This window comes from Roseicyclus marinus, from assembly GCF_030163795.1.
GTDB lineage: Bacteria > Pseudomonadota > Alphaproteobacteria > Rhodobacterales > Rhodobacteraceae > Roseicyclus > Roseicyclus marinus.
In genome coordinates this window covers 20,935-45,514 of record NZ_JASJOF010000001.1, presented here as the reverse complement: position 1 = coordinate 45,514, position 24,580 = coordinate 20,935, and the positions used below count along the sequence as shown (strand labels likewise).

Below are 24,580 nucleotides of genomic sequence, written 5' to 3'. Positions count from 1 at the left end.
TCAGCCCTCAGGCCCAACACCGGCAAGGTCCTGCGCCAGATCATCGAGCCAGAACCGCGCGCCATCGACCGCCGTGACATAGCCAGCCAGCACCGGGGCCAGCGCCGGAACGCTGTTCGCAAGACGATCGGCATGGACATAGGCAGCACTCGCCCCGGCCGCGAGCGCCAGAGCCACGAGAAAACCGATCCGGGTGCCGCGGCGGCGGCGCGGCAGCGTGTCGAGCGTGTCGATGTCGCTGGCATCTGCCTCGTCGCTCGACCGGTCACCGGTGTCGCGGAGGGTGGAATTGATTTCCTCGATATCCGGGAAAAGATCGCGCCCCGAAGGCGAGGACGCCGCCGCCGCCGCGACACCCGATGCCATGTCGAAGGCATCCGGCGCGGTCTCCAGCTCGGCGCGGCGGCGGGCGCGGTGGCTGTCCTCGGGCTCTTGTGGAAGGGGCATCTCTGCCTGCGTTTCCACATTCTCGGCCTCGGCACGGCGCAGGCGCGCCTCGCGCGCGGCCTCTTCCGCGAGGATGCTGCGCAATTCGGGGTCGAGCGTAGGCCGCCGCGGCCGCACGGGCACCGGCTCGGGCTCAGGCTCCGGTTCGGGTTCGGGTTCCGGTTCCGGTTCCGACGCGGGTGTTGGGGGATCGGATGCTTCGGTCACCGGGGCGTCGCTTGCGCCGTCGCTCGGGCTTTCGGCGGGTTGGGTTTGCACCGCCTCCTGCGGGTCTGCGGGGGGCGGCGGCGTCAGACTAAGATCCGCATCGCTGCGGCGGCCCGGCTGGAACCAGGTGGTCGCACAATTGGAACATTGCACGTCCCGCCCCTCGGACGGGATCAAGCTGTCGGCGACCTCGTAGCGGGCGCTGCAATTGGGACAGGTCAGCCGCATCCGTCTACCGTCACATTCCCCGAAACCGGCACGACCGGCCCAAGATAGGGCCCGGCCATCATGCATACATCACAGATGTTGTAGCAATCGCATCGGGCCTTTCCAAGGGTTTCAACCGGCCCGATTGCAACCGGCCCCCATCCGTTGCAAGACAGGGCGTCCGGTTGCTTGAAGAGGTGCCACCCGTGATCGACATGCAGGACGCAGCCTTCGGCTACGGAGCGGACCCGATCCTGTCCGCGATCAGCCTGCGTCTGGCGCCGGGATCCTTCCATTTCCTGACCGGACCCTCGGGCGCGGGCAAGACCACCTTTCTCAAGCTGTGCTACGGGGAATTGGTGGCGACCTCGGGCGCGGTCACGATCTTCGGGCAGGATGCGGGCACGCTGGACCGCGACCGCGTCGCCAAAACCCGACAGCGCATCGGCGTGGTGCATCAGGATTGCGAATTCCTCGACCACCTGCCCATCCGTGAGAATATCGCGCTGCCGCTGATCGTCTCGGGCCGCGATGGCCCGGCACAGGATGCCAATCTCGACGAGCTGATCGCATGGGTCGGCCTGTCGGCGCGCGCCCATGCAAGACCGCCGGAACTGTCGGGCGGCGAACGTCAGCGGGCGGCGCTGGCCCGCGCCATCATCATGGACCCCGACCTGATCCTTGCGGACGAGCCGACGGGGAACGTGGATTGGGACATGTCGCTGCGCCTGCTGCAATTGCTGTGTGAATTGAACAAGATGGGCAAGACCGTGCTGATCGCCACCCATGACATGGCGCTGATCCGCGCCGCCAAGGCGCAGGTTCAGGCCCGCGTCCTGCGGCTGGCGGGCGGGCGCATCAGTGCTGCGGGGGCCGACCTGTGAGCTTTGTGAGCGATACCCTCGACCTCTTGCGCGGCGAAACGAAGGCCGACCGCGTCGTGCCGCGCAGCGGGCAGGCCGCGAAGCTGACCGTTGCGGTCTCCGGGGCGATGGCCTTTCTCGCGGTCTTTGCCCTTGCCCTGTCGCTTGCGTCGGGGCGGCTGGCCGACCGCTGGTCGGCGGCGCTGGCCCAAAGCTCGACCATCCGTCTGTCGGCCCCCGCCGCCGAGATGGAGGCGCAGACATGGGCCGTGCTGACCGTGCTGGAACAGACCCCCGGCGTCGACAGCGCCCGCGCCCTGTCGGACGACGAACAGCGCGCGCTGCTGGAACCGTGGTTCGGCCCCGACCTGCCGGTGGCCGACCTGCCCGTGCCGCGCCTCATCGAGATCATCGAGACACCCGAGGGTTACGACGCCACCGGCCTGCGCCAAAGGCTTGCGGCCGAGGCGCCCGGTGCCGTGCTTGACGATCACACCCGGTGGCGGCGTCCGCTGGTTGCGGCGGCAGATCGCCTGCGCCTGCTGGGCTGGCTGTCGATGGCGCTGATCCTTGCCTCGACGGCAGCGATGATCACGCTGGCGGCACAGGCGGCGCTGGCCTCCAACCAGCAGGTGATCCGCGTCATGCGTCTGGTGGGGGCGCGCGATGTCTATATCGCCCGCGCCTTCGTGCGCCGGTTCACCCGCCGCGCGATCACCGGGGCGGCGGCGGGCGCTGCGATCGGGATGCTCGCGGTTGCGCTGTTGCCGCGCGCGGCCGAGGAGGGCGGATTTCTCACCGGGCTCGGCTTTCAGGGCGCGGGTTGGCTCTTGCCGCTTGTTATCCCGCTTCTGGCGGGTGTCACCGCGTTCTGGGCGACCCGCATCGCCGCGTTTCGCACGCTGGGAGGTCTCAGATGATCCAATGGCTTCGTTCGCTGGTCTTCATCGTGCAGATGTATGTCGCGATGCTGGTCTATGCGATTGTCTTTTTCCCCTGGGCGCTGATCTCGCCCGCCGGCGCGCATGGCGCCTGCCATGCCTACAGCCGCTACGTGTTCCGGACACTCGGCTGGATGACGGGCCTTCGGACCGAGGTGCGCGGCACCCCCCCCACGGGCGAGGTGATGATCGCCGCCAAGCACCAGAGCTTTCTCGACATCATGATGATCTACAACGCCGTCCCGCGCGGCAAATTCATCATGAAGCGCGAATTGATGTTCGCGCCCCTTCTAGGCCAATACGCGCTCCGGATTGGCTCCGTGCCGGTCAACCGGGGCAAGCGCGGGGCCGCCATCGCCAAGATGCTGGCCGACGTGAAATCCGGCAAGCAACAGGGCGGCCAGCTGATCATCTATTCGCAGGGCACCCGTGTCGCGCCGGGGGTCAAGGCCCCCTACAAGGTTGGCACCTTCGCCCTCTACGAACAACTGGGCCAGCCCTGCGTGCCGGTCGCCACCAATGTCGGCGTCTTCTGGCCGCGCCATGGCATCTTGCGCAAACCGGGGCTGGCCGTGGTGGAATTTCTGCCGCCGATCCCGCCGGGTCTTGACCGCGAAAGCTTCATGGCACGGCTCGAGACCGAGGTGGAAACCGCCTCGGACCGGCTGATGGCGGAGGCGGGGTTCCATGCGCGTTCTTGAGGATATCGCCGCGCTCGAGGCGCTTTACGATGCGCCGGTTCCGGCCTCCCTCAGCAAGGTCACGGATCGCCTGACGCCGCTCTACAGGCGCTGGATCGAGACGGCGCGGTTCTGTGTCCTGTCCACCGTCGGACCCGAGGGGACGGATGCGAGCCCCCGCGGCGATGACGGTCCGGTCGTGCGTATCGCCGATGACCGCAGGCTGCTGTTGCCCGATTGGCGCGGCAACAACCGGCTGGATGGCCTGCGCAACATCCTGCGCGACGGGCGCGTGTCCTTGATGTTCATGGTGCCCGGCGCGATGAATGTGGTGCGCGTCAACGGCCGGGCCGTCCTGACCGCCGATCCGGAGGTCACGACGACCTTCGAACAGCGGGGCAAACACCCCAAGGTGGTGATCGTCATCACCGCGACCGAGGTTTATTTCCAATGCGCCAAGGCGGTGATGCGCGCAGGCCTCTGGACGCGGGATGACAGCGCAGGCCTGCCGACGGCGGGCCAGTTCATCGCCGAACAGGACCCGGAGTTCGACGCCGAACCCTACGACCGGACCTATCCGGACGAAGCCCCGAAGCGGATGTGGTAGGATGCTGTCCTATCAACACGCCTATCACGCCGGGAACCTTGCCGATGTCCACAAGCACGCGGCGCTGGCCAGTGCGCTGGACCGGATGGTCCAAAAGGACAAGCCACTCAGCTATTTCGAAACCCATGCGGGCCGGGGCCTGTACCATCTCGACAGCGCCGAGGCGCTGAAGACGGGCGAGGCGGCGCAGGGCATCGCGCGGGCAAAGACGTGGTTCGGCCCCGATCATCCCTACACGCGCGCGCGGGCCATCGTCCGGCAGGCCCATGGCGACACCGCCTATCCGGGCTCGCCCCTGATCGCCGCAGCGCTCTTGCGCCCCTTCGACAGCATGACGCTGGCCGAACTGCACCCGGCCGAAAACGCCGCCCTGCGCGCCGCCATGCCAGAGCGCTACACCCAGATCGTGCAAGAAGACGGGACCGCCATGGTCCTCTCGCGCACCCCGCCCGACCCGCGCCGGGGCTTCCTGTTGATCGACCCAAGCTACGAGGTGAAAACCGATTACGACCGCATCCCCGACCTGATCGCCAAGCTGCACCGGAAATGGAACGTGGGCGTGATCATGCTCTGGTACCCGATCCTCACCTCCGGTCTGCAGATCGCAATGGTGCGCAGCCTGCGCGTCAGCTTTCCCGAGGCGCTCTCGCACGAGGTCCGCTTTCCGCCCGCCCGCCCCGGCCACGGCATGACGGGCTCGGGTCTTTTCGTGGTGAACCCGCCCTTCGGCCTCTCGGATGAGACCGCGCGGCTCACACAGCGCTTCGCCGCGCTCTGACCTTCATCTTGGCCGAAAAACTCTCGGGGGTTCGAAGGGGGCAGACAGCCCCCTTCGCGGGGGAGTGCGAGGGGGCCGCGCCCCCTCGCCCTGGTCGACGCGCAAGGCGCGGCGAAACCGGGCCTCAGACCGCGCCAAAGGCCGAAAGCGACACATCCGCCTCGTGGTCGCGCCCATAGGCGACAAGCCCCAAGGATCGCACATCGCCGGGCCGCGGCGATCCGGCCATCATCCGCCCGGAAGGTGTGAAATCCGCAAGCGGCAGCGTGACCTCGGCCCAATCCCGCCCGGTCTCGAAACCCTGCTGGTAATACTGCCAGGGCAGGGCCGTGCGGGTCGTCCGCAGATGGATGAAATAGCGCCCGCCATTGCCGCGCACCCGCAGGCGCAGGCCGGTCGCGGCCTCGGGCAAGCCATCGGGGAGCGCCGTGCGCGCCTGGATGAAACCGCCGCGATTTGCGGTCGAAACGGTGCCGGTCAGGCGCAGCGCGCCCGCATCCAGCCGCGCCTCGCCCCGCGACACGCCGCCCATCACCGTATCGGCAAGATAGGTCCAGTCGAAAGCATCGGCCGGGATCAGGTCTTGGGCCATGAGAGAACGCCCCCCTTGCGCGGCAACAGGCCTCACCAGCAGGCAAGCCGCTGCGGCGATCACCGCGCGGCGGGTGATCACGCGGCCAGACCCTTCGACCCCATGTCGAGGTATTTGCGCCGCCGCGCCTTGATCAGGGCCGCGCGTCCGGGTGTGCCGATCTCGCCCAACATGGCCGCGATGGCATCGCCCACGGCGGCCACGGTCGCGGTAGGATCACGCTGCGCGCCGCCCATCGGCTCGGGGATCACGCGGTCGCAGACGCCCAGTTTCAACAGGTCCTGCGCGGTCAGACGCAAGGCCTCGGCCGCTTCGCGCATCTTCTCGGCATCCTTCCACAGGATCGAGGCGCACCCTTCGGGCGAGATCACGGAATAGACCGAATGTTCCAGCATCGCGAGGCGGTCCGCGGTGGCAAAGGCCACGGCGCCGCCCGATCCGCCCTCGCCGATGATGACCGACACAAGCGGCACACCGATGGTCAGGCAGGCCTCGGTCGAGCGCGCGATCGCCTCGGATTGGCCGCGCTCCTCGGCGCCCTTGCCGGGATAGGCGCCGGGCGTGTCGACCAGCGTCACGACGGGCAGGCCGAACCGGTCGGCCATCTCCATCAGACGCACGGCCTTGCGGTAGCCCTCGGGGCGGGCCATGCCGAAATTCCGCTCGATCCGGGTCTTGGTGTCATGGCCCTTTTCATGACCGATCACCATGACCGCCTTGTCCCGGAACCGGGCAAGGCCACCCATGACGGCATGGTCATCGGCGAAATTCCGGTCGCCGGCCAGCGGCGTGTATTCGGTGAACAGCGCGCGGATGTAATCGCGGCAATGCGGGCGGTCGGGGTGGCGCGCGACCTGGCATTTCCGCCAAGGCGACAGATCCTTGTAGAGATCGCGCAGCATGTCGGCGGCCTTGCGGTCCAGAGCGGCGGCCTCGGCCTCCACGTCCATTTCCGCGTTGCGCCGCGCCAGCGCGCGCAATTCCTCGGCCTTGCCCTCGATCTCGGCAAGCGGTTTCTCGAAATCGAGATAGGTCGTCATCTGGCCGCCCCATATGGTCGCTCTCGCGGTCTATATGACCTTGCGGCGCGCCCATTGCAACCAAGCCCGGCAGGGGGCGGCCGTGCTTGCCGCCCCTCCAGCAGGGTGGCCAGCAGCGGCACAGCGACGAGGTAGACGCCCAATAGCACGGGCGCCGCGCGGGTCAGCATCCAGCCCGTCAGCGGCGTGGGCAGCAGCACCGCGGAGGCAAGGTTGCCCGACATCAGCAGGGCCAGCGAAAGATGGGCGCGCAAGCCGCGCCTGCGGTCGGCCCGAGTGAGCCGGCCCCAAACCAGCCCGGCGCCCCCCGCCAGCCCAAGACCCACCACATCGGGGATCAGCCCGATACCGCCAATCTGCCAGCGCATGACCAACGCCACGGCCAGACACCCCGCAAGGCCACGCCAGCCGAAATACGCCCCGGCCAGCGCGACGGGCACCGCGCGCAAATCGACGATCAAACCCGCGACAGACCCCAGCGGCGCCGTCATCATCAGCGCCGCGACAAGACCGAAGGCGAGGCCCATCCCTACGGGGGCAAGCCACGAAGCGCGCCAGCGCGGCCGCAGATGCCCATACGCCAAGGACAGGAGCGCCAGCAGCGCCAGCGCGCTGAGGACATCCAGCACCAGAGCAGGATCGAACCGCATCGCAGGCCCCCGTCAAACGTCACGGGGGCAATCTTGCGCCAAAGGCTTAAGGCGATGTTAACGCCTCAAGGAACGGCGCGCGGCGTGGGCGGATCAGCCCGCCGCGATCATCTCGGCCTGTTTGACGATCACCTCGGCCTGCTTGATCGACGCGATGTCGACGAGCCGCCCCTTGTAGACGGTCGCCCCCTGCCCGCTCGCCTTGGCCTGTTCCATCGCGGCAAGGATCTCGCGCGCCTCAAGCACGGCGGCCTCGGACGGGGTAAAGACGGAATTGGACAGGGCCACCTGCTTGGGGTGGATCGCCCATTTGCCCACCATCCCCAGCGTGGCCGACCGCCGCGCCTGCGCAAGGAACCCCTCGTCATCCGAGAAGTCGCCGAAAGGGCCGTCGACCGGCAACACACCATGGGTGCGGCAGGCGGCGACGATGGCAGCCTGCGCCCAATGCCACGGATCGGACCAGTAATTCTGGCCCGCGCGGTGCATGTAATAGTTTTCCTGCGTCCCGCCGATGCCGGTGGTCTGCATCCCCATGGACGCCGCGAAATCGGCCGCGCCGAGGCTCATCGCCTGCAGGCGGGGCGAGGCCGCCGCGATCTCCTCGACATGGCTGATGCCCGCGGCGCTTTCGATGATGACCTCGAAGGCGATCCGTTTCTTGCGACCCATGGCCGCCTCGATCGAGGTGACCAGCGCATCGACGGCGTAGATGTCGGCGGCGCAACCGACCTTGGGGATCATGATCTGGTCCAGCCGTTCCGGAGCCTGTTCCAGCAGGTCGACCACGTCGCGGTACCAATAGGGGCTGTCGAGCCCGTTGATCCGCACACTCAGCGTCTTCTTGCCCCAATCCACGTCGCCGATGGCCTGAATGACGTTCTTGCGCGCCTCTGCCTTGTCATCGGGGGCGACCGAATCCTCGAGGTCGAGGTTGATCACATCCGCAGCGCTCGCCGCCATCTTTTCGAAGATCGCAGGGCGCGACCCGGGGCCGAACAGCTGGCAGCGGTTGGGGCGGGCGACGGGCGGCGGCTGGAGGCGAAAGCTCATGGTCAGGCTCCTTGCGAAAGGAAGTTTCGTGTGCGTTGCGCCACGGGATAGGATATTGCGCCGCGGCGCGCAAGCGCTGCACCGCGGCATAGGTCATGATCCGCCCTATCCGATCCAACGCTGAAGCACAGGTGGGCAGATTGCCCACCCCAAGACCCCCTTATTGCAGATCGCCGAACGCCCGCTGCATCCGGGCCACCGCATCCTCGACCACGCTGCGCGGGGCGGCGATGTTGAAGCGCAGGAAACTGTCGCCGCCCTGCCCGAAGGTCGGGCCATGGTTCGTGGCAATCTTGGCCTCGTGCTCCACCCGTGCGGTGAATTCCTCGCGCGTCATGCCGGTGCCCGAGAAATCGACCCAAGCGAGGTAGGTGGATTGCAACGGCATCGACCGAAGGCCCGGAATGGCGTTGATCCCCGCATCGAAAACCTTGGCGTTTTCGGCCAGATAGGCGCACAGATCATCGACCCATGCCGCCCCTGCGGGCGAATAGGCCGCCGTCACCATGTGCAGTCCGAAGGAATTGGGCGACAGGCCCAGCGCCATCATCCGCGCGCCGAAGCGCGTCCGCAGCCCCTCGTCGGGGATGATGACATTGCCCACATGCGCGCCCGCGATATTGAAGGTCTTGGTCCCTGCCGTCATCATGATCAGCCGGTCGGCGATGCCGTCGATCAGCGCCATCGGAATGTGCTTTTGCCCGGGCATCAGCAGGTCGGCGTGGATCTCGTCGGACACGATCAGCAGATCGTGACGTTTGGCAAAGGCCGCCACCCCTTCCAGTTCGGCCCGCGTCCAGACCCGCCCGCCGGGATTGTGCGGCGAGCAGAGGATCAGCATCTTTTCATGGCCTTTCATCTGCGCGTCCCACGCGTCGAAATCGAGCGTGTATTGCCCGTCGACGATGGGCATTTCGCATTGCACGAGGTCACGGTTCGAAGCGCGGATCACCTTGGCGAAGGCATGGTAGACCGGGGTGAACAGCACGATCCCGTCGCCCTCCTTCGTGAAGGCGTCAAGGCACATGGCGGTTCCGTTCACCAGCCCATGGGTGGTGAAGATCCACTCCGGCTCGACCGACCAGCCGTGCCGGTTCTGCATCCACCAGATGATCGCACCCTTGTAGGCGCTGTCATCGCCGAAATAGCCGTAGACGCCATGATCCAGCATCGCCTGAAGCGCATCCTGCACGCAGCCCGGCGGGCGGAATTCCATGTCGGCCACCCACATCGAAATCCCCTCCTGCGGCGAGACACCGTAGAGCGTCTCCATCATGTCCCATTTCACGCAATGGCTGCCGCGGCGGTCGATGATCTCGTCGAATGACATGGGAGGCTCCGTCTGGTTTCCGAACCGCGCCACGCTACCGCGTAAACCGGCAGGTGCAAGCCTTGCCGCCACGGGTGTGACGGCCTTAGACCGCACTTATTGCGGGGCGGGCGCGCTTGGCCTAAATGAACGGCCATGAAACGCCCCATCCTGATCCATCCCGACCCAAGGCTGAAGAAGGTTGCGCCGCCCGTGCCCGACCTGTCGGATGATCTGCGGGCGCTTGCCGATGACATGCTGGAAACGATGTATGCGGCGCCCGGCATCGGCTTGGCCGCGCCGCAGATCGGCGTGGACGCCCGCGTCATCGTTCTGGATTGCGTCAAGGGCGAGGGGGAGGCACCGCGCCCCGTCGCCATGTTCAATCCCGAGATCGTGGCGAAATCGGACATGCTGAACGTCTACGAGGAAGGCTGCCTGTCGATCCCCGATCAATACGCCGATGTCGAACGCCCCGCCGAGGTGACGGTGCGCTGGATCGACCGCGACGGCAAGGAACGGCAGGAGGATTTCGACGGTCTTTGGGCCACCTGCGTCCAGCACGAGATCGACCATCTGAACGGCGTTCTCTTCATCGATTACCTCAAGCCGCTCAAGCGCCAGCTGATCACCCGCAAGATGGTCAAGCTGAAGAAGGACCGCGCGCGGGAAAAGGCGTGACCGGCACCCGCCGTGCCTTCGTCATGTGGCCCGACAAGCGGCTGAGCACGCCCGCCGCCGATGTGGGCACGATCACCGACGAGATCCGGGCCATCTGGGCCGACATGATCGAGACGATGGACGCCATGCCGGGTGTGGGCCTTGCCGCCCCGCAGATCGGGGTCATGCTCCGGCTGGCGGTCGTTGATGCCAGCGACACGCGCGGCCGCGCGATCCGCATGGCCAACCCCGAGGTCATCACGGCATCCGAGGCGATGAACGACCACGAGGAAGCCAGCCCCAACCTGCCCGGTGTCTGGGCCAAGGTGACGCGGCCCGCGACCGTCACCGTGGCCTTCACCGACCATCACGGCATCAGGGTGCGACAGGAATTCACCGGTCTGTGGGCGACGAGCGTGCAGCACCAGATCGACCATCTGGCGGGTCGGATGTATTTCGACCGTCTGTCGAAAATGAAGCGCGACATGCTGTTGAAGCGCGCGCGAAAAGGGGCGCGGTGATGCGGATCGTCTTCATGGGAACGCCCGATTTCTCGGTGCCGGTGCTCGAGGCGCTGGTTGGCGCAGGCCATGAGATCGTGGCCGTCTACACCCAGCCGCCCCGCCCCGCGGGCCGCGGGCAGGCCGAGCGCCCCGGCCCCGTCCATGCGCGCGCTGCCGCGATGGGTTTGCCGGTGCGCCATCCGAAATCGCTGCGCGATGAACAGGCGCAGGCGGAATTCGCGGCGCTGGACGCCGATATTGCCGTGGTCGTGGCCTATGGCCTGATCCTGCCGCAAGCGGTGCTCGACGCGCCCCGGCGCGGTTGTCTCAACATCCACGCAAGCCTTTTGCCACGCTGGCGCGGGGCTGCGCCGATCCAGCGGGCGATCATGGCGGGCGATGCGGAAACCGGCGTCTGCATCATGCAGATGGAGGCGGGTCTGGATACCGGCCCCGTTCTCTTGCGCCGCGAGATCGTCATCGGGGCCGAGGAGACGGCGGGCGAATTGCACGACCGGCTGTCGATGCTCGGGGCAGAGGCGATCACCGAGGCGCTGGCCCGGCTCGGCACGCTGACGCCCGAACCCCAGCCCGAGACCGGCGTGACCTATGCCCAAAAGATCGACAAGGCCGAGGCGCGTCTGGACTGGACGGGTGACGCACCCCACATAGACCGTCAGATCCGGGGGCTGTCGCCTTTTCCCGGGGCTTGGACCATGATCGGGGGCAAGCGGGTCAAGATCCTGCGCAGCCGTCCGGTCAAGGGGTCGGGCACGCCAGGGCAGGTTCTGTCGGATCTGACCGTGGCCTGCGGGACAGGCGCGGTCGAGATCACCGAGGTGCAGCCCGAAGGCAAGCCGCGGATGACGGCAGAGGCGTTTTTGAGGGGTGCACGCATAGCGCCCGGTGTGATTGTCGGAGGTGGGCCATGATCCTGTTCTCGTTTTTCGGCTCGCTCATGCTGGCCGGTATCGTGGCCTTTCTCTTCGAGAAATGGGCCTGGACGCATAACGGCATCATCCCGTCCGTCCTGATCGCCTTTGGCGCGGTTCTGGTGCTTTACTTCCTGCGCGCGCTTTTCGGCTTCAGCCTCGGCTCGCCGGGGGTGACGGCGATCCTTGGCTCGGCGGCTGCGCTGATCCTGATCCCCACGGAATACGCCAATCGCAGGCGGCAGGGCCGCAAGCGGCGCTGACCCCGGGCGGCGGCGCGGGGCGGTGGCCGCGGACTTTCCGTATTTTCGGGAAGATGAAGGGGATGGCGATCAGTTTCGGGGCGGGCGCGGCTTGTAGACCGGCATCTGCCAGCCATAGAGCAGCGAGCCTGCGCGCAGCGTGAAACAGACGAGGATGCAGGCGGCCAGCGACAGCATGTCGGATGGCCAGAAGATCCCTGACAAAAGATAGGCCGCCGCCCCCGCGAAAGCCGCCGTGACATAGAGTTTCCCTGTCCGGATCAAGAGCGGCACTTCGTTGGCCACGATGTCGCGCAAAAGCCCGCCGAAACAGCCCGTGGCAATCCCCATGATCAGGATGATCGGCACGCTTTGCCCCGTTTCGCTGGCCGCCCGCACCCCCGCCGCCACCGCGATGGGAAGTGCCAGCGCATCGAGCCAAGTGATGACCGCCATCCGGCTTTCGAGGAGATGGGCGGTGAAAAACACCAGCACCGCTGCGCCGCAGGCTATGGCAAGCGGCGTCGGATCGGCGATCCAAAACACCGGGTTTCGGTCCAGAAGCAGGTCGCGCACCGTGCCGCCGCCCATCGCCGTCAGGCTGGCGAGAAAGGCGAAGCCCACGATATCGAGCTGCGCGCGCGAGGCGACCAAGGCCCCCGTCAGGGCAAAGACCAGCACCGAGGCATAATCGAGCGCGGTCAGGATGGTCATTTGAAGGGTTTCATCCCCGCCCGCGCCAATTCGTCGGCGCGTTCGTTTTCCGGATGGCCGGCATGGCCCTTGACCCATTCCCATGTCACGCGGTGACGCGCCTGCGCCTCGTCGAGGCGGCGCCACAGGTCCTCGTTCTTGACCGGCTTTTTGGTCGAGGTCTTCCAGCCGTTCCGCTTCCAGCCGTGGATCCAGCCGGTCACGCCGTTCTTCACATAGGCGCTGTCGGTGACGATGGTGATGGCGGAGGGGCGTTCCAGCGCCTCGAGGGCTGCGATGGCGGCCAGGAGCTCCATCCGGTTGTTGGTCGTATCCGCCTCGCCGCCGTTCAGCTCGCGTTCCTTGAGGACCGTCTCGCCGTCCTTGGCCTGCAACAGCGCACCCCAGCCGCCCGGGCCGGGATTGCCCGAACAGGCCCCGTCGGTGAAGGCGAAAAGATCAGGCATGGGAACCCCTCATGCCAGCGCGCCGATGCCAAGACAGATCACGACGACACCGGTCAACAGCAGGCGCAGCCGCATCCACCACGGCGGTGCCAGACCCTGCCGCGCGGCGCTGGCGTCGATGGCGAGAAGCGCGACAAAGGCAAGGATCAGCATCCAGAGGCTTTGGCGCGGCGGCGCGAAGGCGGTGAAAAAGACGAACAGCGCAGGCAGGACGGACAGGACATAGAAGAGCGTCGCCTGCCGCCCCTCGGCCCGTGCGGCAAAGCCCCAGATCACGCCCGCCATGAAGCACAAGATGACGATCCCGTAGATCTGCAACAGCGCGGGGCCTGCGTGATAAACGCTCCAGGCCCGGCCAAGTTCCGCCGTGGCGGGAACGACGGTCGACAGCGCGCCGTAAAGGAACGGGATCAGGCCGGAAAGACCGAGGATCAGGGCGGATGTCGGAATGCGCGTCATGGCCGCTATCTGCCCAATGCCGCGCAGCGGGGCAAGGGTTCAGGCGCTTTGGGCTGCTTCGCGCAAGACGCGCGGCACCTTGAACTCCACGTTCTCCTCTGCCGTCATGACGGGCTTTACCGTCACCTCGAACCGCTCGCGGAAGGCGTCGATCACCTCGTTCACCAACACCTCGGGGGCGCTGGCCCCGGCGGTGATGCCCAGCGACCCGATCCCCTCCAGCGCGCGCCAATCGATATCGCTGGCGCGTTGCACCAGTTGCGCATAGCGGCATCCGGCGCGCGCGCCGACCTCGACCAGACGCTTGGAATTGGAGGAATTGGGCGCACCCACCACCAGCATCGCATCGGCCATTAGAGCCATCGCCTTGACCGCCTCCTGCCGGTTGGTGGTGGCGTAACAGATGTCTTCCTTGTGCGGGCCGACGATGGCGGGAAACCGCGCCTGCAGGGCCGCGACGATGTCCGCCGTGTCATCGACCGAAAGCGTGGTCTGGGTGACGAAGGCCAGCCGCGCAGGATCGCGGACCGCGACCTTGGCCACATCCTCGACCGTTTCGACCAGCAACACCTCGCCCTCGGGCAATTGGCCCATTGTCCCGATCGTCTCGGGGTGGCCCGCGTGGCCGATCATGATCATCTGGAGGCCGTTTTCATGATGGCGCGCGGCCTCGATATGGACCTTGCTGACAAGCGGGCAGGTGGCATCGACATAGACCATGTTGCGCCGCGCGGCCTCTGCCGGGACGGATTTCGGCACGCCATGCGCGGAAAAAATCACCGGCCGGTCGAGCGGGCAATCGTCCAGCTCCTCGACAAAAACGGCGCCCTTTGCGCGGAGGTCGTCGACGACGAACTTGTTGTGGACGATCTCGTGCCGGACATAGACCGGGGCGCCCCATTTCGCGAGCGCCATCTCGACGATCTTGATCGCCCGGTCGACGCCTGCGCAAAAGCCGCGCGGCGCGGCAAGGTGGATGGTGAGGGGCGGCTTGGTCATGGACGGTCTCGGGCGGCAGGGATATGTCAGGATGACGTTACACCAAGAGCTAAGGCCAAAGTGCGGCTCCGTCCAGCCCGGGGGGTTGACTTCCAGCAGGGGGAAGCTGCGATCTGGGGCACATCCGAGGAGGGTTGAATGCGACGGACAATCATCACGCTGACCGCGACCTTTGCCCTGACAGCGGGCGGCGTGGCCCTGTGGCCAGCGGATGCGACCGAACAGGGGGCGCAGCAACCGGGCCAGATCCTGCTTTGGCACGATGCCGCCACCGTGGCCGAGGGGGCCGCGATCTACGAGGCGCAGTGCGCCGCCTGCCATGGCGCGGCGCTGGAAGGGCAAGCGGATTGGCAGGTGCGGCAAGACAATGGTCGCCTGCCCGCCCCGCCGCATGACCGGACCGGCCACACATGGCACCATCCCGATGCGCAGCTGATTGACATCACCACACGCGGCACCGCGGCCATCGTCGGCGGCGGCTATCAAAGCGACATGATGGGGTTTGCCGATATCCTGACCGAAGCGCAGATCATCGCCGTGCTCAGCTACATCAAATCGACCTGGCCGCCCGAGATCATCGCCATCCACAACGACATCAACGCGCGCGCGGCATTGCCCTGACGGACAGGGCCGTAAAGCGGAGGGGCCTGCCGATCACGGCAGGCCCATCGGCTTAAGACCTCGGCTTCAGACCTCGGCTTCCTGCCGCTGGGGCGCGCGGTCGTCTCGCGGCGGGCGGCCGATGACCTCGCGCAATTCATCCAATTCGATGAAATTGTCGGCCTGCCGGCGCAGGTCATCAGCGATCATCGGCGGTTGGCTGCGGATCGTGGAGACGACCGAAACCCGGCACCCTTTGCGCTGCAACGCCTCGACCAGCCTGCGGAAATCCCCGTCGCCCGAGAAGAGCACGATGTGATCCACATGGTCGGCCATCTCCATGGCATCGACGGTCAGTTCGATATCCATGTTGCCCTTGATCTTGCGACGACCCTGGCTGTCGGTGAATTCCTTGGCCGGTTTCGTCACCATCGTGAACCCGTTGTAATGCAACCAGTCCACAAGGGGGCGAATCGGGGAATATTCCTCGTTCTCCAGAAGGGCGGTATAGTAGAATGCGCGCAACAACTTGCCGCGCTGCATGAATTCCTGACGCAACAGCTTGTAGTCTATGTCAAAAGACAGCGACTTGGCTGCAGCGTAAAGGTTGGAGCCGTCGATAAACAACGCCAACCGTTCATCACGATAAAACATAACCAACGTCCTTGATTTACTGGCGTCCCCGTATGGAATCGGCAGGGAGTGAACCTGCCGCGCGCCGAACGCCAAGGGCTCCAAGATAAGGATGGGCAAGAAACGTGCAACACGAGAGAGACACCGCGATGCCCCCCCTCGCTCTTGTGGCCCTCGGAGCGAACCTGACCAACGGCACCGACAGCCCCGCGCGAACCCTGAAGAAAAGCCTTCTCCTGCTGGGACAGAAGGGGGTTTGGGGCATGAAAACAAGCCGATTGTTCACGACCCCCGCCTTCCCTGCAGGATCCGGCCCGGATTACGTGAATGCTGCGGCAAGTTTTCGCTGGTCGGAAACGCCCGAGGCGCTGCTGGCGCTGCTGCACGCAGTCGAGACGGAGTTGGGCCGAGTGCGCGGCGCGCGGTGGGGCGCGCGTGTGATCGACCTCGACCTCGTGGCGCTTGGCGATGCGGTGCGCCCAGATGCCGCCACGCAGTCCCGTTGGGCGGCCCTGCCCCCCGACCGCGCGGCGGTGGATCTGCCCGACCGCCTGATCTTGCCCCATCCAAGGCTGGCCGAGCGCAGCTTCGTGCTGGTGCCTCTGGCCGATGTTGCGCCGGATTGGTGGCACCCGGTCACGGGGCAGGACGTCGCCGCGATGCTGGCCGCGCGCCCCGATGCCGAACGGGCCGAGATCCGTCCCGTCCCATGGCCGGGGCAGGACATGCCGTCGACCGATGGCCCGAACGCCTCTTCCGGGCTTGTGTTCCCGGCTTTCCGGCGCTAACAGGGACGCTTATTCCGCTCCCGAGCAGATTCTGGAGGTGCCTTCGCATGGCCCGCGTCACCGTTGAAGATTGCGTCGACAAGGTTCCCAACCGCTTCGAGCTTGTCATGCTGGCCGCCCACCGCGCGCGCGAAATCGCGTCGGGTGGCGCACTGACCATCGATCGCGACAACGACAAGAACCCCGTCGTGGCGCTTCGCGAGATCGCCGAGGAAACGCAAGGTGCCGACGATCTGCGCGAGCGTCTGATCGAAAGCCACCAGACCCAGATCGAGGTGGACGAACCCGAAGAAGACGCCATGGCGCTGCTTCAGGGTGTGGAGGCGGATCGCCCCGCCCGCGACGACATGAGCGAAGAGCAGATGCTGCGCGCCCTCATGGAAGCACAAGGCCAGCGCTGATCGCCATGGCCACCGGCGGGCTGGGACAAGAATGATCGACGCCGACGACCTTCTTTCGCTTGTCCGCAACTACAACCCGAAAACCAACGAGGCGCTCCTGAGGGGCGCCTATGCCTATGCGCAGCGGATGCACGAGGGGCAGAAACGCCACTCGGGCGAGCCCTATTTCAGCCATCCCGTCGCCGTCGCCGCCATCCTGACCGAACAGCGTCTGGACGATGCCACCATCGCCACGGCACTCCTGCACGACACGATCGAGGATACCAAGGGCACCTATACCGAGATCGAAACGCTCTTTGGCCATGACGTGGCCGAACTGGTCGATGGCGTCACCAAGCTGACCAATCTGGAACTCTCCAGCCGCGAATCGAAACAGGCCGAGAATTTCCGCAAGCTCCTGATGGCCATGTCCAAGGATCTGCGCGTGATCCTCGTGAAACTGGCCGACCGCCTGCACAACATGCGCACGATCCGGCACATGAAGCCGGAAAAGCAGGCCAAGAAGGCGCATGAAACCATGGACATCTACGCGCCGCTTGCCGGCCGGATGGGCATGCAATGGATGCGCGAGGAACTGGAGGACCTGTCCTTCCGCGTCCTCAACCCCGAGGCGCGCACCTCGATCATGCGCCGCTTCGTGACGCTGCAAAAGGAAACCGGCGACGTCATCCCCCGCATCACCGAGGATATCGAGGCCGTGCTCGACAAGCATGGGCTCAGGGCCGATGTGTTTGGCCGCGCCAAGAAGCCGTTTTCGATCTGGCGCAAGATGCAGGAAAAAGATCTCGCCTTTTCGCGCCTCTCCGACATCTATGGCTTTCGCATCATCACCGGCACCGAGGATGATTGCTACCGCATCCTCGGCGCGATCCACCAGCGCTGGCGCGCGGTTCCGGGGCGGTTCAAGGATTACATCAGCCAGCCCAAATCGAACGGCTACCGCTCGATCCACACCACCGTGTCGGGCCGCGACGGCAAACGGGTCGAGGTGCAGATCCGCACCCGCCAGATGCATGACGTGGCCGAATCGGGCGTCGCCGCGCATTGGTCCTACCGCGACGGCGTCAGGGTCCAGAACCCCTTTGCCGTGGACCCGGCCAAATGGCTCGAAGGTCTGACCGAACGCTTCGAGACCGCCGAGGACAACGACGAATTCCTCGAGCACGTCAAGCTCGAGATGTATTCCGACCAGGTGTTCTGCTTCACCCCCAAGGGTGACGTGGTGAAACTGCCCAAGGGCGCGACGCCGATCGATTTCGCCTATTCGATCCACACGCGGATCGGCCATTCCTGCGTGGGGGCCAAGGTCGACGGGCTGCGCGTGCCGCTCTGGACGCGTCTGAAAAACGGCCAGTCCATCGAGATCATCACCGCCGAGGGACAGACCCCGCAGGCCAGCTGGATCGACATCGTGGTCACCGGCCGCGCCAAGGCCGCGATCCGCCGGATGCTGCGCGAAGAAGACCGCGAACGCTACATCAAGCTCGGCCGCGAACTCGCGCGCGTCGCCTTCGAACAATTCGGCAAGAAAGCCACCGACAAGGCGCTCGACACCGCCGCCCGCGCCATCAGCCTCAAGGATGGCGACGAGTTGCTGGCGCGGATCGGATCGGCGGAATTGTCCGCCCGCCGCGTCGTCGCCCGGATCTACCCCGAGCTTGCCGGCCGTACCGAGGAAGGCGAGGTGGAGGCCGTGCGCGCCGTCATCGGCCTGCCCCCGGGGACCGAGATCCGCCGCGCGCAATGCTGCCAGCCGGTTCCGGGCGAACGCATCGTGGGCATCACCTATGCCGGGCGCGGGCCCATCGTCCACGCCATCGACTGCGGCGCATTGGCCGCCTTCGACACCGCGCCGGAACGCTGGATCGACCTGCATTGGTCCGAAGGGCGCCATGCCGCCGTCCACAACGTCACCATCGATGTCACGCTCTCGAACACGAATGGCGCACTGGGACGGATCTGCACATTGATCGGCGAGCAGAACGCCAATATCTCCGACCTGCACTTCATCGACCGCAAGCCGGATTTCTTCCGGCTGCTGATCGATGTGGATGTGCGCAATGCGGAACACCTGCACGCGGTCATGATGGCGGTCGAACTTGACAGCGACGTGGCCAGCCTGCAGCGGTTCCGGGACCTCGAACGCCGCCCCTGAGAGGGCGGGTCCGAGGATAGGGAGACGGGGCCGCTCGCGGCACCGGCAGGAAGGAAAGACGCGCAAGGTGTTCAAGCGCCGCGATTCCCGCTCGATCCTGCGCCTCGTGACGGAGGTGTTCTGGCCCCGTGGGGGCTGGGTCCGCGCCGCGCAATACGTCAAGCACCGCATGCGCCGCCTGCCCGGCACCCCCGAACAGATCGCGCGCGGCGTCTTCGCCGGGGCCTTCACCGTCTTCACCCCCTTTTTCGGCCTGCATTTCGTGGTGGCGGGGATCCTTGCCCTGCTGATGCGCGGCTCGATCCTCGCCGCGCTCTTGGCGACCTTTCTCGGCAATCCGCTGACCTATGTTCCAATCGCCTGGATCTCGCTTCAGACCGGCCACTGGATGCTCGGCACCAGCATGAGAAGCGGTCTCGACGAGTCGATCTTTTCGAAATTCGGCGCGGCGGCGGGCGACCTTTGGCACAATTTCATCGCGATCTTCACGCCCGAGACCGCGCATTGGGACGAATTGCACCGCTTCTACGACGACGTCTTCTTTCCCTGGATGGTCGGCGCGATCCTGCCCGGCTTGGTCTGTGGCGTGATCTGCTACTACCTCAGCGTGCCGGTGATCCACGCCTATCAAAAACGGCGATCCGCCAGATTGCGAAAGAAGATGGAAAAGCTGCGCGCGCAGGCTGGCGCGGCCCCGGCAAAGCGCTAGGCTGCAGCGCACGGGCAAAAGGGGAATGGGACCATGGCGGATCGTCTTCGGCTGGGCGTGAACATCGATCACGTCGCAACGCTCAGGAACGCGCGCGGGGGCGCCCTGCCCGATCCGGTGCGCGCCGCCGTGATGGCCGAACAGGCCGGGGCCGACGGCATCACCGCCCATCTGCGCGAAGACCGCCGCCACATCCGCGACGCCGATATCGGCGCGATCATGGCCGCGATCGGCATCCCCCTGAATTTCGAGATGGCCGCCACCGCCGAGATGCAGACCATCGCGCTGGCCCACCGCCCGCACGCCGCCTGCATCGTGCCCGAACGCCGCGAGGAGCGGACCACCGAAGGCGGGCTCGAGGTTGCGGCCCGGGCCGACTGGATGGCCGAATACATAGCACCGCTCCGCGACGCGGGCTGTCGCGTCTCGCTCTTCATCGCCGCCGATCCGGATCAGATCTCTGCGGCCGCCCGCATCGGCGCGCCCGTCATCGAATTGCACACCGGGGCCTATTGCGACTTCCACGCCGAGGGCGATTTCGCCGCGCGTGATGCCGAGCTTGCCCGGCTGATCGACGGCGCGAAACAGGCCGCCGATCTCGGGCTCGAGGTCCACATGGGCCACGGCCTGAGCTATGACACCGTCGCCCCCATCGCCGCCCTGCCCGAGGTGCGCGAGTTGAACATCGGCCATTTCCTGATCGGCGAGGCGGTCTTCGTCGGCCTGCCGCAGGCCATCGCCACGATGCGCGCCGCGATGGAAGCCGCCCGCGGCTGACCCGCGAGGTGCCGGATTGAAGTCGCGCCCAAGTTGCGCAACTCTTGTCCCGTAACGCCTGCCTGTCCTTTTGCCCCGGAGGGCCCCTTGCGCATCCCCCTGATCCCCGCGACCACGGCCCCCAGCCTCGCGACCTCGCGGGTCCAGGGACAGGCCCGCTTCTCATTTAGCCGGCAGAAACTGCCGGCCCTGTCCATCCCGATCAACCCGACCACAGGCCAGACGAGCGCGCGATGATTCTCGGCATCGGAACGGACCTCGCCAATATCGAACGCATCCAGGCCGCGCTTGACCGCTTCGGCGACCGGTTCCGCGCCCGGGTCTTCACCGAGACCGAGCGGCACCGCGCCGAACGCATGAGCGATCCGGCCGCCGTCTATGCCAAACGTTGGGCGGCCAAGGAGGCCTGTTCCAAGGCGCTCGGCACCGGGCTGCGCATGGGCATCGCCTGGCGCGACATGGCCGTGTCGAACCTGCCCTCGGGCCAGCCCGTGATGCAGGTCACCGGGTGGGCCAAGGAACGGCTCGACCAGATGACCCCCGAAGGCTACACTGCGATCATCCATGTCAGCCTGACCGACGACCATCCCTGGGCGCAGGCCCATGTGGTGATCGAGGCGCTCCCCAATCCCGAGGAAAGCCTGCGTCCCGGCTCCGCCAAACCGCCGCCCCGCACGCTCAGCTGAACCCTGGCCCAGGCTTCATCTTCCCCAAAATACGGACGGCCCGACAGCGCCGCCGGACCAGCCGCAGGGCAGGCGCGGCAGCCGAAAACCGCCTGCTTCCTTGACTTGCGCCGGGGGCTGGCCCAAACCCGCCGCAAGCGGCGACAGGCGCAGCAACGGACAGGCAGGGCGGATCATGGCGGCAGCGGCCAAATCGGACGGTATCTGGGAAACGGTCAAGACGATCGTCTACGCGCTCCTGATCGCGGGCGTCTTCCGCACCCTCTTCTTCCAGCCCTTCTGGATCCCGTCCGGCTCGATGAAGGATACGCTGCTGATCGGGGACTTCCTTTTCGTCAACAAGATGGCATATGGCTATTCGCGCCATTCCTGCCCCTTCTCCATGTGCCCCTTCGAGGGCCGCATCTTCGGCAGCCTTCCCGACCGGGGCGATGTCGTCGTCTTCCGCCACCCGACCGAGGGCAGCGATTTCATCAAGCGCGTGATCGGTCTGCCCGGTGACCGGATCCAGGTGATCGACGGGCTCTTGCACATCAACGGCACCCCCGTCGAACTGACCCTTGAGCCGCCCTTCGAGGAAGTCTACGAACGCCAGGGCCCGCAACAATTGCCGCCGCGCTGCTCCAATGGCCCGGTGGGCGAAGGCGCGATCTGCCTCAAGGAACGGTTTACCGAAACGCTCCCGAACGGCGTCAGCCATTCGATCCTGAACATCGCCGACGGGGGCCGGGCCGACAACACGCCCGAATTCACCGTCCCCGAAGACCATGTCTTCGTCATGGGCGACAACCGCGACAATTCGGTCGATTCGCGTTTTCCGCAATCGGTGGGCGGCGTCGGCTTCGTGCCGATGGAGAACATCCTCGGCCGCGCCGACCGGATCATGTTCTCGTCCGCCGGGCAGCGGATGGTCTATTTCTGGACCTGGCGCTCCGACCGTTTCTTCCGGGCGGTCGAGTGAAACTGTCGCGCGAACTGGCCGATTTCTGCACAAGGCTGGGCCATGATTTCGCCCAGCCCGAATGGATCACGCGTGCGCTGACCCATGCCTCGCTCAGTTCGCCCACGCGGCCCGACAACCAGCGCCTCGAGTTTCTCGGCGACCGGGTGCTGGGCCTTGTCATGGCCGAGGCGGTCCTCACCCACGACCCCGAGGCGCGCGAGGGGCAGCTTGCCCCGCGCTTCAACGCGCTGGTGCGCAAGGAAACCTGCGCCGATGTCGCCCGCGAGATCGATCTGGGCACCGTCCTGCGGCTTGGCAAATCCGAGATGTCGACCGGCGGGCGGCGCAAGACCGCGCTTCTGGGCGATGCGATGGAGGCGGTGATCGCCGCCGTTTACATGGATGGCGGCTTCGAGGCGGCGCGCGCCGTCATCTTGCGCCTCTGGGGGCCGCGCGTCGCCGGCGTGGCCGAGGATGCGCGCGACGCCAAGACCGCGCTTCAGGAATGGGCGCAGGCCCGCGGCATGGCCCCGCCCGTCTATGCCGAGCTGTCCCGCAGCGGCCCCGATCACGCGCCCCTGTTCCGGGTCGAAGCGCGGCTGGCCGACGGCACGGCGATGACCGCCGAGGGCCGGGTGAAGCGTCAGGCCGAACAGGCCGCCGCGCGGGCGCTGCTGGACCGGCTGGAACGGGGCTAGGATTTAGCCGCCTTTGGTCGCTGGAATTTTAGGCGAGGGGGGCTGTCTGCCCCCCTCGCGCTCCCCCCGAGGATATTTTTGAAACAGAGAAGGGAAAAAGGGCTTGGAGCGGACAACCCTGATCGTGCTGGCGCATCCCGAGCGCAGGTCCTTCTGTGGCGCATGGGCCGAGGCGAGCGCGGCGGCAGCTACGGCGCAAGGCGACCACGTTCTATGGTCGGATCTCTACGACATGGGGTTTCATCCCGCCGAGGAGCCGGGCCGCTACGCTGCGCCGCCCGCGCCCTTCGATGCGTTGAAGGCGCAGGAACAGGCGGCAGCCACCGGAACCCTTCCGCCCGAGATCGCGGCGGAGGTGGACAAGATCCGCGCCGCTGACCGGATCATCTTTCATTTTCCGATCTGGTGGTTCGCGCCGCCCGCCATGCTCAAGGGCTGGTGCGACCGGGCGCTGGTGCATGGCCTGTTGCATGACGTGGACCGCCGCTTCGACACCGGGCTCTTGCGCGGCAAACGCGCGCTTTTTTGCGTCACCACCGGCGCGCGGGACAGCGAGGCGGGGCCCGACGGCAAGGAGGGCGAAACCCGGCTCCTCCTCTGGCCACTGGCCTATACGCTGCGCTATTGCGGGATGGAGGTGGCCGAACCCCTGCTGGTTCATGGCGTTCACGGCTATCACGAAGGCGCGCGCAAGCGGGCGCTCGAGGCACGGCTGGCCCGGGTTCTGGAGGATCAGCAGGCCGTGATCGCGGACCTCCCCGCGCGCGCGCTCCTGCCGTTCAACGCCGATGCGGATTTCGATGGCGACGGACGTCTAAGGCCCGAGGCGCCCAGCCACTGGCCCTTCATCCGGCACGAGGGTTAGGATTAAAGGCCCGTCGCCTCGTCCAGCCCGAGCAGGATGTTGAGGTTCTGCACCGCAGCCCCGGACGCACCTTTGCCCAGATTGTCGAGAACCGCGATCAGCACCGTCGCCCCGGTCTCGGGGTCGCCATCGACACTCAGCTCCATCATGTTGGTGTCGTTCATGCGCTGCGGGTCGATCCTGTCGCTCAGCTCTTCCCGCGCGACAACGCGCACGAAACGCTGTCCGGCGTAATGGGCGGCCAAGGCCTCCATCGCGGCGGCGGGGCCACCGGCGGGCAGGTGCAGCGGGACCTGCACGATCATCCCTTGTGCGAACTGGCCCACCTGCGGCACGAAGATCGGCTTCCGGGTCAGACCGGCATGGGCCACGATCTCGGGCAGATGCTTGTGCTTTTGGCCCGTGCCATAGACGAAGCCGCCGGAAATGGCTCCGGTCTCGAATTCGGCGATCATGGATTTCCCGCCGCCCGAATAGCCCGACAGCGCGTTGATCGTGACAGGATGATCCGCGGCGATGACGCCGGCCGCCACCAGCGGTTTCAGCAGCGCGATGGCTCCGGTGGAATAGCAGCCGGGGTTCGACACGTATTTCGCCGCGGCGATCCGGTCGCGCGCGCCTGCATCCAGTTCGGCAAAGCCGTATTCCCAGTCGGGATGCACCCGGTGCGCGGTCGAGGCGTCGATCACCCGGCAGGGCTGATGTGCAAGATCCGGCGCGATCTCGTGGACCGCCGCATCGGGCAGGCAGAGGATCGCGACATCAGCCTCGGCAAAGGCCCCGATCCGCGCCAGCCGCGACTTGCGGTTTTCCTCGGACAGCGAGATCAGCGTGATGTCGTCCCGCATCTCGAGGCGCGCGCGAATCTGCAGACCCGTCGTTCCCACCTCGCCGTCGATGAATACCTTTGCCGCCATGGCCCTTGCCCCTTGCGCTGGTCGCCGCCCGGATAGCGGTTTACCCGGCCTCGCTGCAATAGCGGATTGGAAACACGAC

General features: G+C 66.5%; 31 protein-coding genes. 19 read left to right on the top strand and 12 right to left on the bottom strand.

What is annotated here, in order from left to right; all coding sequences use genetic code 11:
• Positions 1 to 882, bottom strand: a complete 882-nt coding sequence (locus QQK63_RS00275) for a zinc-ribbon domain-containing protein (RefSeq protein ID WP_277828040.1) — start codon at positions 880 to 882, stop codon at positions 1 to 3.
• 185 nt (positions 883 to 1,067) lie between these two features.
• On the opposite strand from QQK63_RS00275, the gene QQK63_RS00270 reads away from it, so the two are divergent.
• Genes QQK63_RS00270 through rlmJ form a run of 5 tightly spaced genes read left to right on the top strand, consistent with a single transcriptional unit; the run spans position 1,068 to position 4,730 of the window.
• Positions 1,068 to 1,745, top strand: coding sequence for a cell division ATP-binding protein FtsE (locus tag QQK63_RS00270; RefSeq protein ID WP_277828042.1), 678 nt, complete (start codon positions 1,068 to 1,070; stop codon positions 1,743 to 1,745).
• On the top strand, positions 1,742 to 2,644 hold the full coding sequence (locus QQK63_RS00265) for a cell division protein FtsX (protein WP_277828044.1): 903 nt from the start codon (positions 1,742 to 1,744) through the stop codon (positions 2,642 to 2,644). Before QQK63_RS00270 ends, QQK63_RS00265 begins: the two co-directional genes overlap by 4 nt.
• Positions 2,641 to 3,366 (top strand): lysophospholipid acyltransferase family protein, encoded by a 726-nt coding sequence (locus QQK63_RS00260; protein ID WP_277828046.1) that lies wholly within the window; start codon positions 2,641 to 2,643, stop codon positions 3,364 to 3,366. Before QQK63_RS00265 ends, QQK63_RS00260 begins: the two co-directional genes overlap by 4 nt.
• Positions 3,353 to 3,952 (top strand): pyridoxamine 5'-phosphate oxidase family protein, encoded by a 600-nt coding sequence (locus QQK63_RS00255; protein WP_277828048.1) that lies wholly within the window; start codon positions 3,353 to 3,355, stop codon positions 3,950 to 3,952. The genes QQK63_RS00260 and QQK63_RS00255 overlap by 14 nt, the downstream gene beginning before the upstream one ends.
• Position 3,953: 1 nt before the next feature.
• A complete protein-coding gene (gene rlmJ / locus QQK63_RS00250; protein WP_277828050.1) occupies positions 3,954 to 4,730 on the top strand; it encodes a 23S rRNA (adenine(2030)-N(6))-methyltransferase RlmJ in 777 nt (258 codons plus the stop codon).
• A gap of 124 nt (positions 4,731 to 4,854) precedes the next feature.
• Here the strand turns inward: rlmJ and QQK63_RS00245 are convergent, their stop codons facing one another.
• The 5 genes from QQK63_RS00245 to QQK63_RS00225 all read right to left on the bottom strand — a co-directional run bounded on the left by QQK63_RS00245 (position 4,855) and on the right by QQK63_RS00225 (position 9,395).
• The gene (locus tag QQK63_RS00245) at positions 4,855 to 5,403 is read right to left on the bottom strand and encodes a CIA30 family protein (RefSeq protein WP_277828052.1); all 549 of its coding nucleotides are present in this window, start codon (positions 5,401 to 5,403) and stop codon (positions 4,855 to 4,857) included.
• On the bottom strand, positions 5,400 to 6,362 hold the full coding sequence (locus tag QQK63_RS00240) for an acetyl-CoA carboxylase carboxyltransferase subunit alpha (protein ID WP_277828054.1): 963 nt from the start codon (positions 6,360 to 6,362) through the stop codon (positions 5,400 to 5,402). Before QQK63_RS00240 ends, QQK63_RS00245 begins: the two co-directional genes overlap by 4 nt.
• Complete coding sequence (locus QQK63_RS00235) at positions 6,359 to 7,012, bottom strand: LytS/YhcK type 5TM receptor domain-containing protein (RefSeq protein WP_277828056.1); 654 nt, start codon at positions 7,010 to 7,012, stop codon at positions 6,359 to 6,361. The genes QQK63_RS00240 and QQK63_RS00235 overlap by 4 nt, the downstream gene beginning before the upstream one ends.
• A gap of 93 nt (positions 7,013 to 7,105) precedes the next feature.
• On the bottom strand, positions 7,106 to 8,065 hold the full coding sequence (locus tag QQK63_RS00230) for an L-malyl-CoA/beta-methylmalyl-CoA lyase (RefSeq protein WP_277828058.1): 960 nt from the start codon (positions 8,063 to 8,065) through the stop codon (positions 7,106 to 7,108).
• Between the two features lie 160 nt (positions 8,066 to 8,225).
• Entirely contained in the window at positions 8,226 to 9,395 is a 1,170-nt protein-coding gene (locus tag QQK63_RS00225) for a MalY/PatB family protein (RefSeq protein ID WP_277828060.1), read from the bottom strand.
• 135 nt (positions 9,396 to 9,530) lie between these two features.
• On the opposite strand from QQK63_RS00225, the gene def (QQK63_RS00220) reads away from it, so the two are divergent.
• Genes def (QQK63_RS00220) through QQK63_RS00205 form a run of 4 tightly spaced genes read left to right on the top strand, consistent with a single transcriptional unit; the run spans position 9,531 to position 11,732 of the window.
• A complete protein-coding gene (def, locus tag QQK63_RS00220) occupies positions 9,531 to 10,055 on the top strand; it encodes a peptide deformylase (protein WP_277828062.1) in 525 nt (174 codons plus the stop codon).
• A 23-nt stretch (positions 10,056 to 10,078) separates the two neighbouring features.
• Positions 10,079 to 10,555, top strand: a complete 477-nt coding sequence (gene def / locus QQK63_RS00215; RefSeq protein ID WP_277828185.1) for a peptide deformylase — start codon at positions 10,079 to 10,081, stop codon at positions 10,553 to 10,555.
• The gene (gene fmt, locus QQK63_RS00210) at positions 10,555 to 11,469 is read left to right on the top strand and encodes a methionyl-tRNA formyltransferase (RefSeq protein ID WP_277828064.1); all 915 of its coding nucleotides are present in this window, start codon (positions 10,555 to 10,557) and stop codon (positions 11,467 to 11,469) included. Before def (QQK63_RS00215) ends, fmt begins: the two co-directional genes overlap by 1 nt.
• Positions 11,466 to 11,732: a hypothetical protein gene (locus tag QQK63_RS00205; protein ID WP_277828067.1), complete on the top strand. Its 267-nt coding sequence runs from the start codon at positions 11,466 to 11,468 to the stop codon at positions 11,730 to 11,732. The genes fmt and QQK63_RS00205 overlap by 4 nt, the downstream gene beginning before the upstream one ends.
• Before the next feature lie 69 nt (positions 11,733 to 11,801).
• On the opposite strand, the gene QQK63_RS00200 is transcribed toward QQK63_RS00205, so the two are convergent.
• From QQK63_RS00200 to ispH, 4 genes are read right to left on the bottom strand one after another with little or no spacing between them, the layout of a single operon-like run.
• The gene (locus QQK63_RS00200) at positions 11,802 to 12,425 is read right to left on the bottom strand and encodes a trimeric intracellular cation channel family protein (RefSeq protein ID WP_277828069.1); all 624 of its coding nucleotides are present in this window, start codon (positions 12,423 to 12,425) and stop codon (positions 11,802 to 11,804) included.
• Positions 12,422 to 12,871, bottom strand: coding sequence for a ribonuclease HI (gene rnhA / locus QQK63_RS00195; RefSeq protein WP_277828071.1), 450 nt, complete (start codon positions 12,869 to 12,871; stop codon positions 12,422 to 12,424). Before rnhA ends, QQK63_RS00200 begins: the two co-directional genes overlap by 4 nt.
• A 9-nt stretch (positions 12,872 to 12,880) precedes the next feature.
• Entirely contained in the window at positions 12,881 to 13,330 is a 450-nt protein-coding gene (locus tag QQK63_RS00190; protein ID WP_277828074.1) for a DUF3429 domain-containing protein, read from the bottom strand.
• Between the two features lie 39 nt (positions 13,331 to 13,369).
• Positions 13,370 to 14,329: a 4-hydroxy-3-methylbut-2-enyl diphosphate reductase gene (ispH, locus tag QQK63_RS00185; RefSeq protein ID WP_277828076.1), complete on the bottom strand. Its 960-nt coding sequence runs from the start codon at positions 14,327 to 14,329 to the stop codon at positions 13,370 to 13,372.
• Positions 14,330 to 14,467: 138 nt separating this feature from the next.
• Here ispH and QQK63_RS00180 point away from each other — a divergent pair, with 138 nt between their 5' ends.
• Complete coding sequence (locus tag QQK63_RS00180) at positions 14,468 to 14,950, top strand: c-type cytochrome (RefSeq protein ID WP_277828078.1); 483 nt, start codon at positions 14,468 to 14,470, stop codon at positions 14,948 to 14,950.
• A gap of 66 nt (positions 14,951 to 15,016) precedes the next feature.
• On the opposite strand, the gene QQK63_RS00175 is transcribed toward QQK63_RS00180, so the two are convergent.
• On the bottom strand, positions 15,017 to 15,583 hold the full coding sequence (locus QQK63_RS00175) for a LabA-like NYN domain-containing protein (protein ID WP_277828080.1): 567 nt from the start codon (positions 15,581 to 15,583) through the stop codon (positions 15,017 to 15,019).
• 128 nt (positions 15,584 to 15,711) lie between these two features.
• Between QQK63_RS00175 and folK the strand changes: the two genes are divergently transcribed.
• From folK to QQK63_RS00130, 9 genes are all read left to right on the top strand, one after another.
• Positions 15,712 to 16,350 carry a 2-amino-4-hydroxy-6-hydroxymethyldihydropteridine diphosphokinase gene (gene folK, locus QQK63_RS00170; protein ID WP_277828082.1) on the top strand — a complete coding sequence of 213 codons (639 nt, stop codon included), beginning with the start codon at positions 15,712 to 15,714 and terminating at the stop codon, positions 16,348 to 16,350.
• A gap of 47 nt (positions 16,351 to 16,397) precedes the next feature.
• On the top strand, positions 16,398 to 16,751 hold the full coding sequence (rpoZ, locus tag QQK63_RS00165) for a DNA-directed RNA polymerase subunit omega (RefSeq protein WP_277828084.1): 354 nt from the start codon (positions 16,398 to 16,400) through the stop codon (positions 16,749 to 16,751).
• A gap of 31 nt (positions 16,752 to 16,782) precedes the next feature.
• A complete protein-coding gene (locus QQK63_RS00160) occupies positions 16,783 to 18,906 on the top strand; it encodes a RelA/SpoT family protein (protein WP_277828085.1) in 2,124 nt (707 codons plus the stop codon).
• Positions 18,907 to 18,973: 67 nt separating this feature from the next.
• Entirely contained in the window at positions 18,974 to 19,615 is a 642-nt protein-coding gene (locus tag QQK63_RS00155; RefSeq protein ID WP_277828087.1) for a DUF2062 domain-containing protein, read from the top strand.
• 33 nt (positions 19,616 to 19,648) lie between these two features.
• Entirely contained in the window at positions 19,649 to 20,392 is a 744-nt protein-coding gene (locus QQK63_RS00150) for a pyridoxine 5'-phosphate synthase (RefSeq protein WP_277828089.1), read from the top strand.
• Positions 20,393 to 20,625: 233 nt separating this feature from the next.
• Positions 20,626 to 21,078, top strand: coding sequence for a holo-ACP synthase (gene acpS, locus QQK63_RS00145; protein WP_277828091.1), 453 nt, complete (start codon positions 20,626 to 20,628; stop codon positions 21,076 to 21,078).
• 175 nt (positions 21,079 to 21,253) lie between these two features.
• Positions 21,254 to 22,039, top strand: coding sequence for a signal peptidase I (gene lepB, locus QQK63_RS00140; RefSeq protein WP_277828093.1), 786 nt, complete (start codon positions 21,254 to 21,256; stop codon positions 22,037 to 22,039).
• Positions 22,036 to 22,719 carry a ribonuclease III gene (rnc, locus tag QQK63_RS00135; protein WP_277828095.1) on the top strand — a complete coding sequence of 228 codons (684 nt, stop codon included), beginning with the start codon at positions 22,036 to 22,038 and terminating at the stop codon, positions 22,717 to 22,719. Before lepB ends, rnc begins: the two co-directional genes overlap by 4 nt.
• A gap of 103 nt (positions 22,720 to 22,822) precedes the next feature.
• Positions 22,823 to 23,584, top strand: coding sequence for an NAD(P)H-dependent oxidoreductase (locus tag QQK63_RS00130; RefSeq protein WP_277828098.1), 762 nt, complete (start codon positions 22,823 to 22,825; stop codon positions 23,582 to 23,584).
• 2 nt (positions 23,585 to 23,586) lie between these two features.
• On the opposite strand, the gene argC is transcribed toward QQK63_RS00130, so the two are convergent.
• Positions 23,587 to 24,501: an N-acetyl-gamma-glutamyl-phosphate reductase gene (argC, locus tag QQK63_RS00125; protein WP_277828100.1), complete on the bottom strand. Its 915-nt coding sequence runs from the start codon at positions 24,499 to 24,501 to the stop codon at positions 23,587 to 23,589.
• Positions 24,502 to 24,580: the final 79 nt, after the last annotated feature.

What these genes read in the sequence shown, in the direction of transcription:
- ispH (WP_277828076.1), bottom strand. Translation starts at nt 14,329, where the DNA reads ATGACCAAGCCGCCCCTCACCATCCACCTTGCCGCGCCGCGCGGCTTT.
- QQK63_RS00230 (WP_277828058.1), bottom strand. Translation starts at nt 8,065, where the DNA reads ATGAGCTTTCGCCTCCAGCCGCCGCCCGTCGCCCGCCCCAACCGCTGC.
- folK (WP_277828082.1), top strand. Translation starts at nt 15,712, where the DNA reads ATGCCCCCCCTCGCTCTTGTGGCCCTCGGAGCGAACCTGACCAACGGC.
- QQK63_RS00235 (WP_277828056.1), bottom strand. Translation starts at nt 7,012, where the DNA reads ATGCGGTTCGATCCTGCTCTGGTGCTGGATGTCCTCAGCGCGCTGGCG.
- QQK63_RS00180 (WP_277828078.1), top strand. Translation starts at nt 14,468, where the DNA reads ATGCGACGGACAATCATCACGCTGACCGCGACCTTTGCCCTGACAGCG.
- def (WP_277828185.1), top strand. Translation starts at nt 10,079, where the DNA reads ATGTGGCCCGACAAGCGGCTGAGCACGCCCGCCGCCGATGTGGGCACG.
- argC (WP_277828100.1), bottom strand. Translation starts at nt 24,501, where the DNA reads ATGGCGGCAAAGGTATTCATCGACGGCGAGGTGGGAACGACGGGTCTG.
- QQK63_RS00205 (WP_277828067.1), top strand. Translation starts at nt 11,466, where the DNA reads ATGATCCTGTTCTCGTTTTTCGGCTCGCTCATGCTGGCCGGTATCGTG.
- QQK63_RS00275 (WP_277828040.1), bottom strand. Translation starts at nt 882, where the DNA reads ATGCGGCTGACCTGTCCCAATTGCAGCGCCCGCTACGAGGTCGCCGAC.
- rlmJ (WP_277828050.1), top strand. Translation starts at nt 3,954, where the DNA reads ATGCTGTCCTATCAACACGCCTATCACGCCGGGAACCTTGCCGATGTC.
- QQK63_RS00190 (WP_277828074.1), bottom strand. Translation starts at nt 13,330, where the DNA reads ATGACGCGCATTCCGACATCCGCCCTGATCCTCGGTCTTTCCGGCCTG.
- QQK63_RS00225 (WP_277828060.1), bottom strand. Translation starts at nt 9,395, where the DNA reads ATGTCATTCGACGAGATCATCGACCGCCGCGGCAGCCATTGCGTGAAA.
- lepB (WP_277828093.1), top strand. Translation starts at nt 21,254, where the DNA reads ATGGCGGCAGCGGCCAAATCGGACGGTATCTGGGAAACGGTCAAGACG.
- rpoZ (WP_277828084.1), top strand. Translation starts at nt 16,398, where the DNA reads ATGGCCCGCGTCACCGTTGAAGATTGCGTCGACAAGGTTCCCAACCGC.
- fmt (WP_277828064.1), top strand. Translation starts at nt 10,555, where the DNA reads ATGCGGATCGTCTTCATGGGAACGCCCGATTTCTCGGTGCCGGTGCTC.
- rnhA (WP_277828071.1), bottom strand. Translation starts at nt 12,871, where the DNA reads ATGCCTGATCTTTTCGCCTTCACCGACGGGGCCTGTTCGGGCAATCCC.
- QQK63_RS00200 (WP_277828069.1), bottom strand. Translation starts at nt 12,425, where the DNA reads ATGACCATCCTGACCGCGCTCGATTATGCCTCGGTGCTGGTCTTTGCC.
- QQK63_RS00150 (WP_277828089.1), top strand. Translation starts at nt 19,649, where the DNA reads ATGGCGGATCGTCTTCGGCTGGGCGTGAACATCGATCACGTCGCAACG.
- QQK63_RS00240 (WP_277828054.1), bottom strand. Translation starts at nt 6,362, where the DNA reads ATGACGACCTATCTCGATTTCGAGAAACCGCTTGCCGAGATCGAGGGC.
- QQK63_RS00175 (WP_277828080.1), bottom strand. Translation starts at nt 15,583, where the DNA reads ATGTTTTATCGTGATGAACGGTTGGCGTTGTTTATCGACGGCTCCAAC.
- QQK63_RS00160 (WP_277828085.1), top strand. Translation starts at nt 16,783, where the DNA reads ATGATCGACGCCGACGACCTTCTTTCGCTTGTCCGCAACTACAACCCG.
- def (WP_277828062.1), top strand. Translation starts at nt 9,531, where the DNA reads ATGAAACGCCCCATCCTGATCCATCCCGACCCAAGGCTGAAGAAGGTT.
- acpS (WP_277828091.1), top strand. Translation starts at nt 20,626, where the DNA reads ATGATTCTCGGCATCGGAACGGACCTCGCCAATATCGAACGCATCCAG.
- QQK63_RS00260 (WP_277828046.1), top strand. Translation starts at nt 2,641, where the DNA reads ATGATCCAATGGCTTCGTTCGCTGGTCTTCATCGTGCAGATGTATGTC.
- QQK63_RS00255 (WP_277828048.1), top strand. Translation starts at nt 3,353, where the DNA reads ATGCGCGTTCTTGAGGATATCGCCGCGCTCGAGGCGCTTTACGATGCG.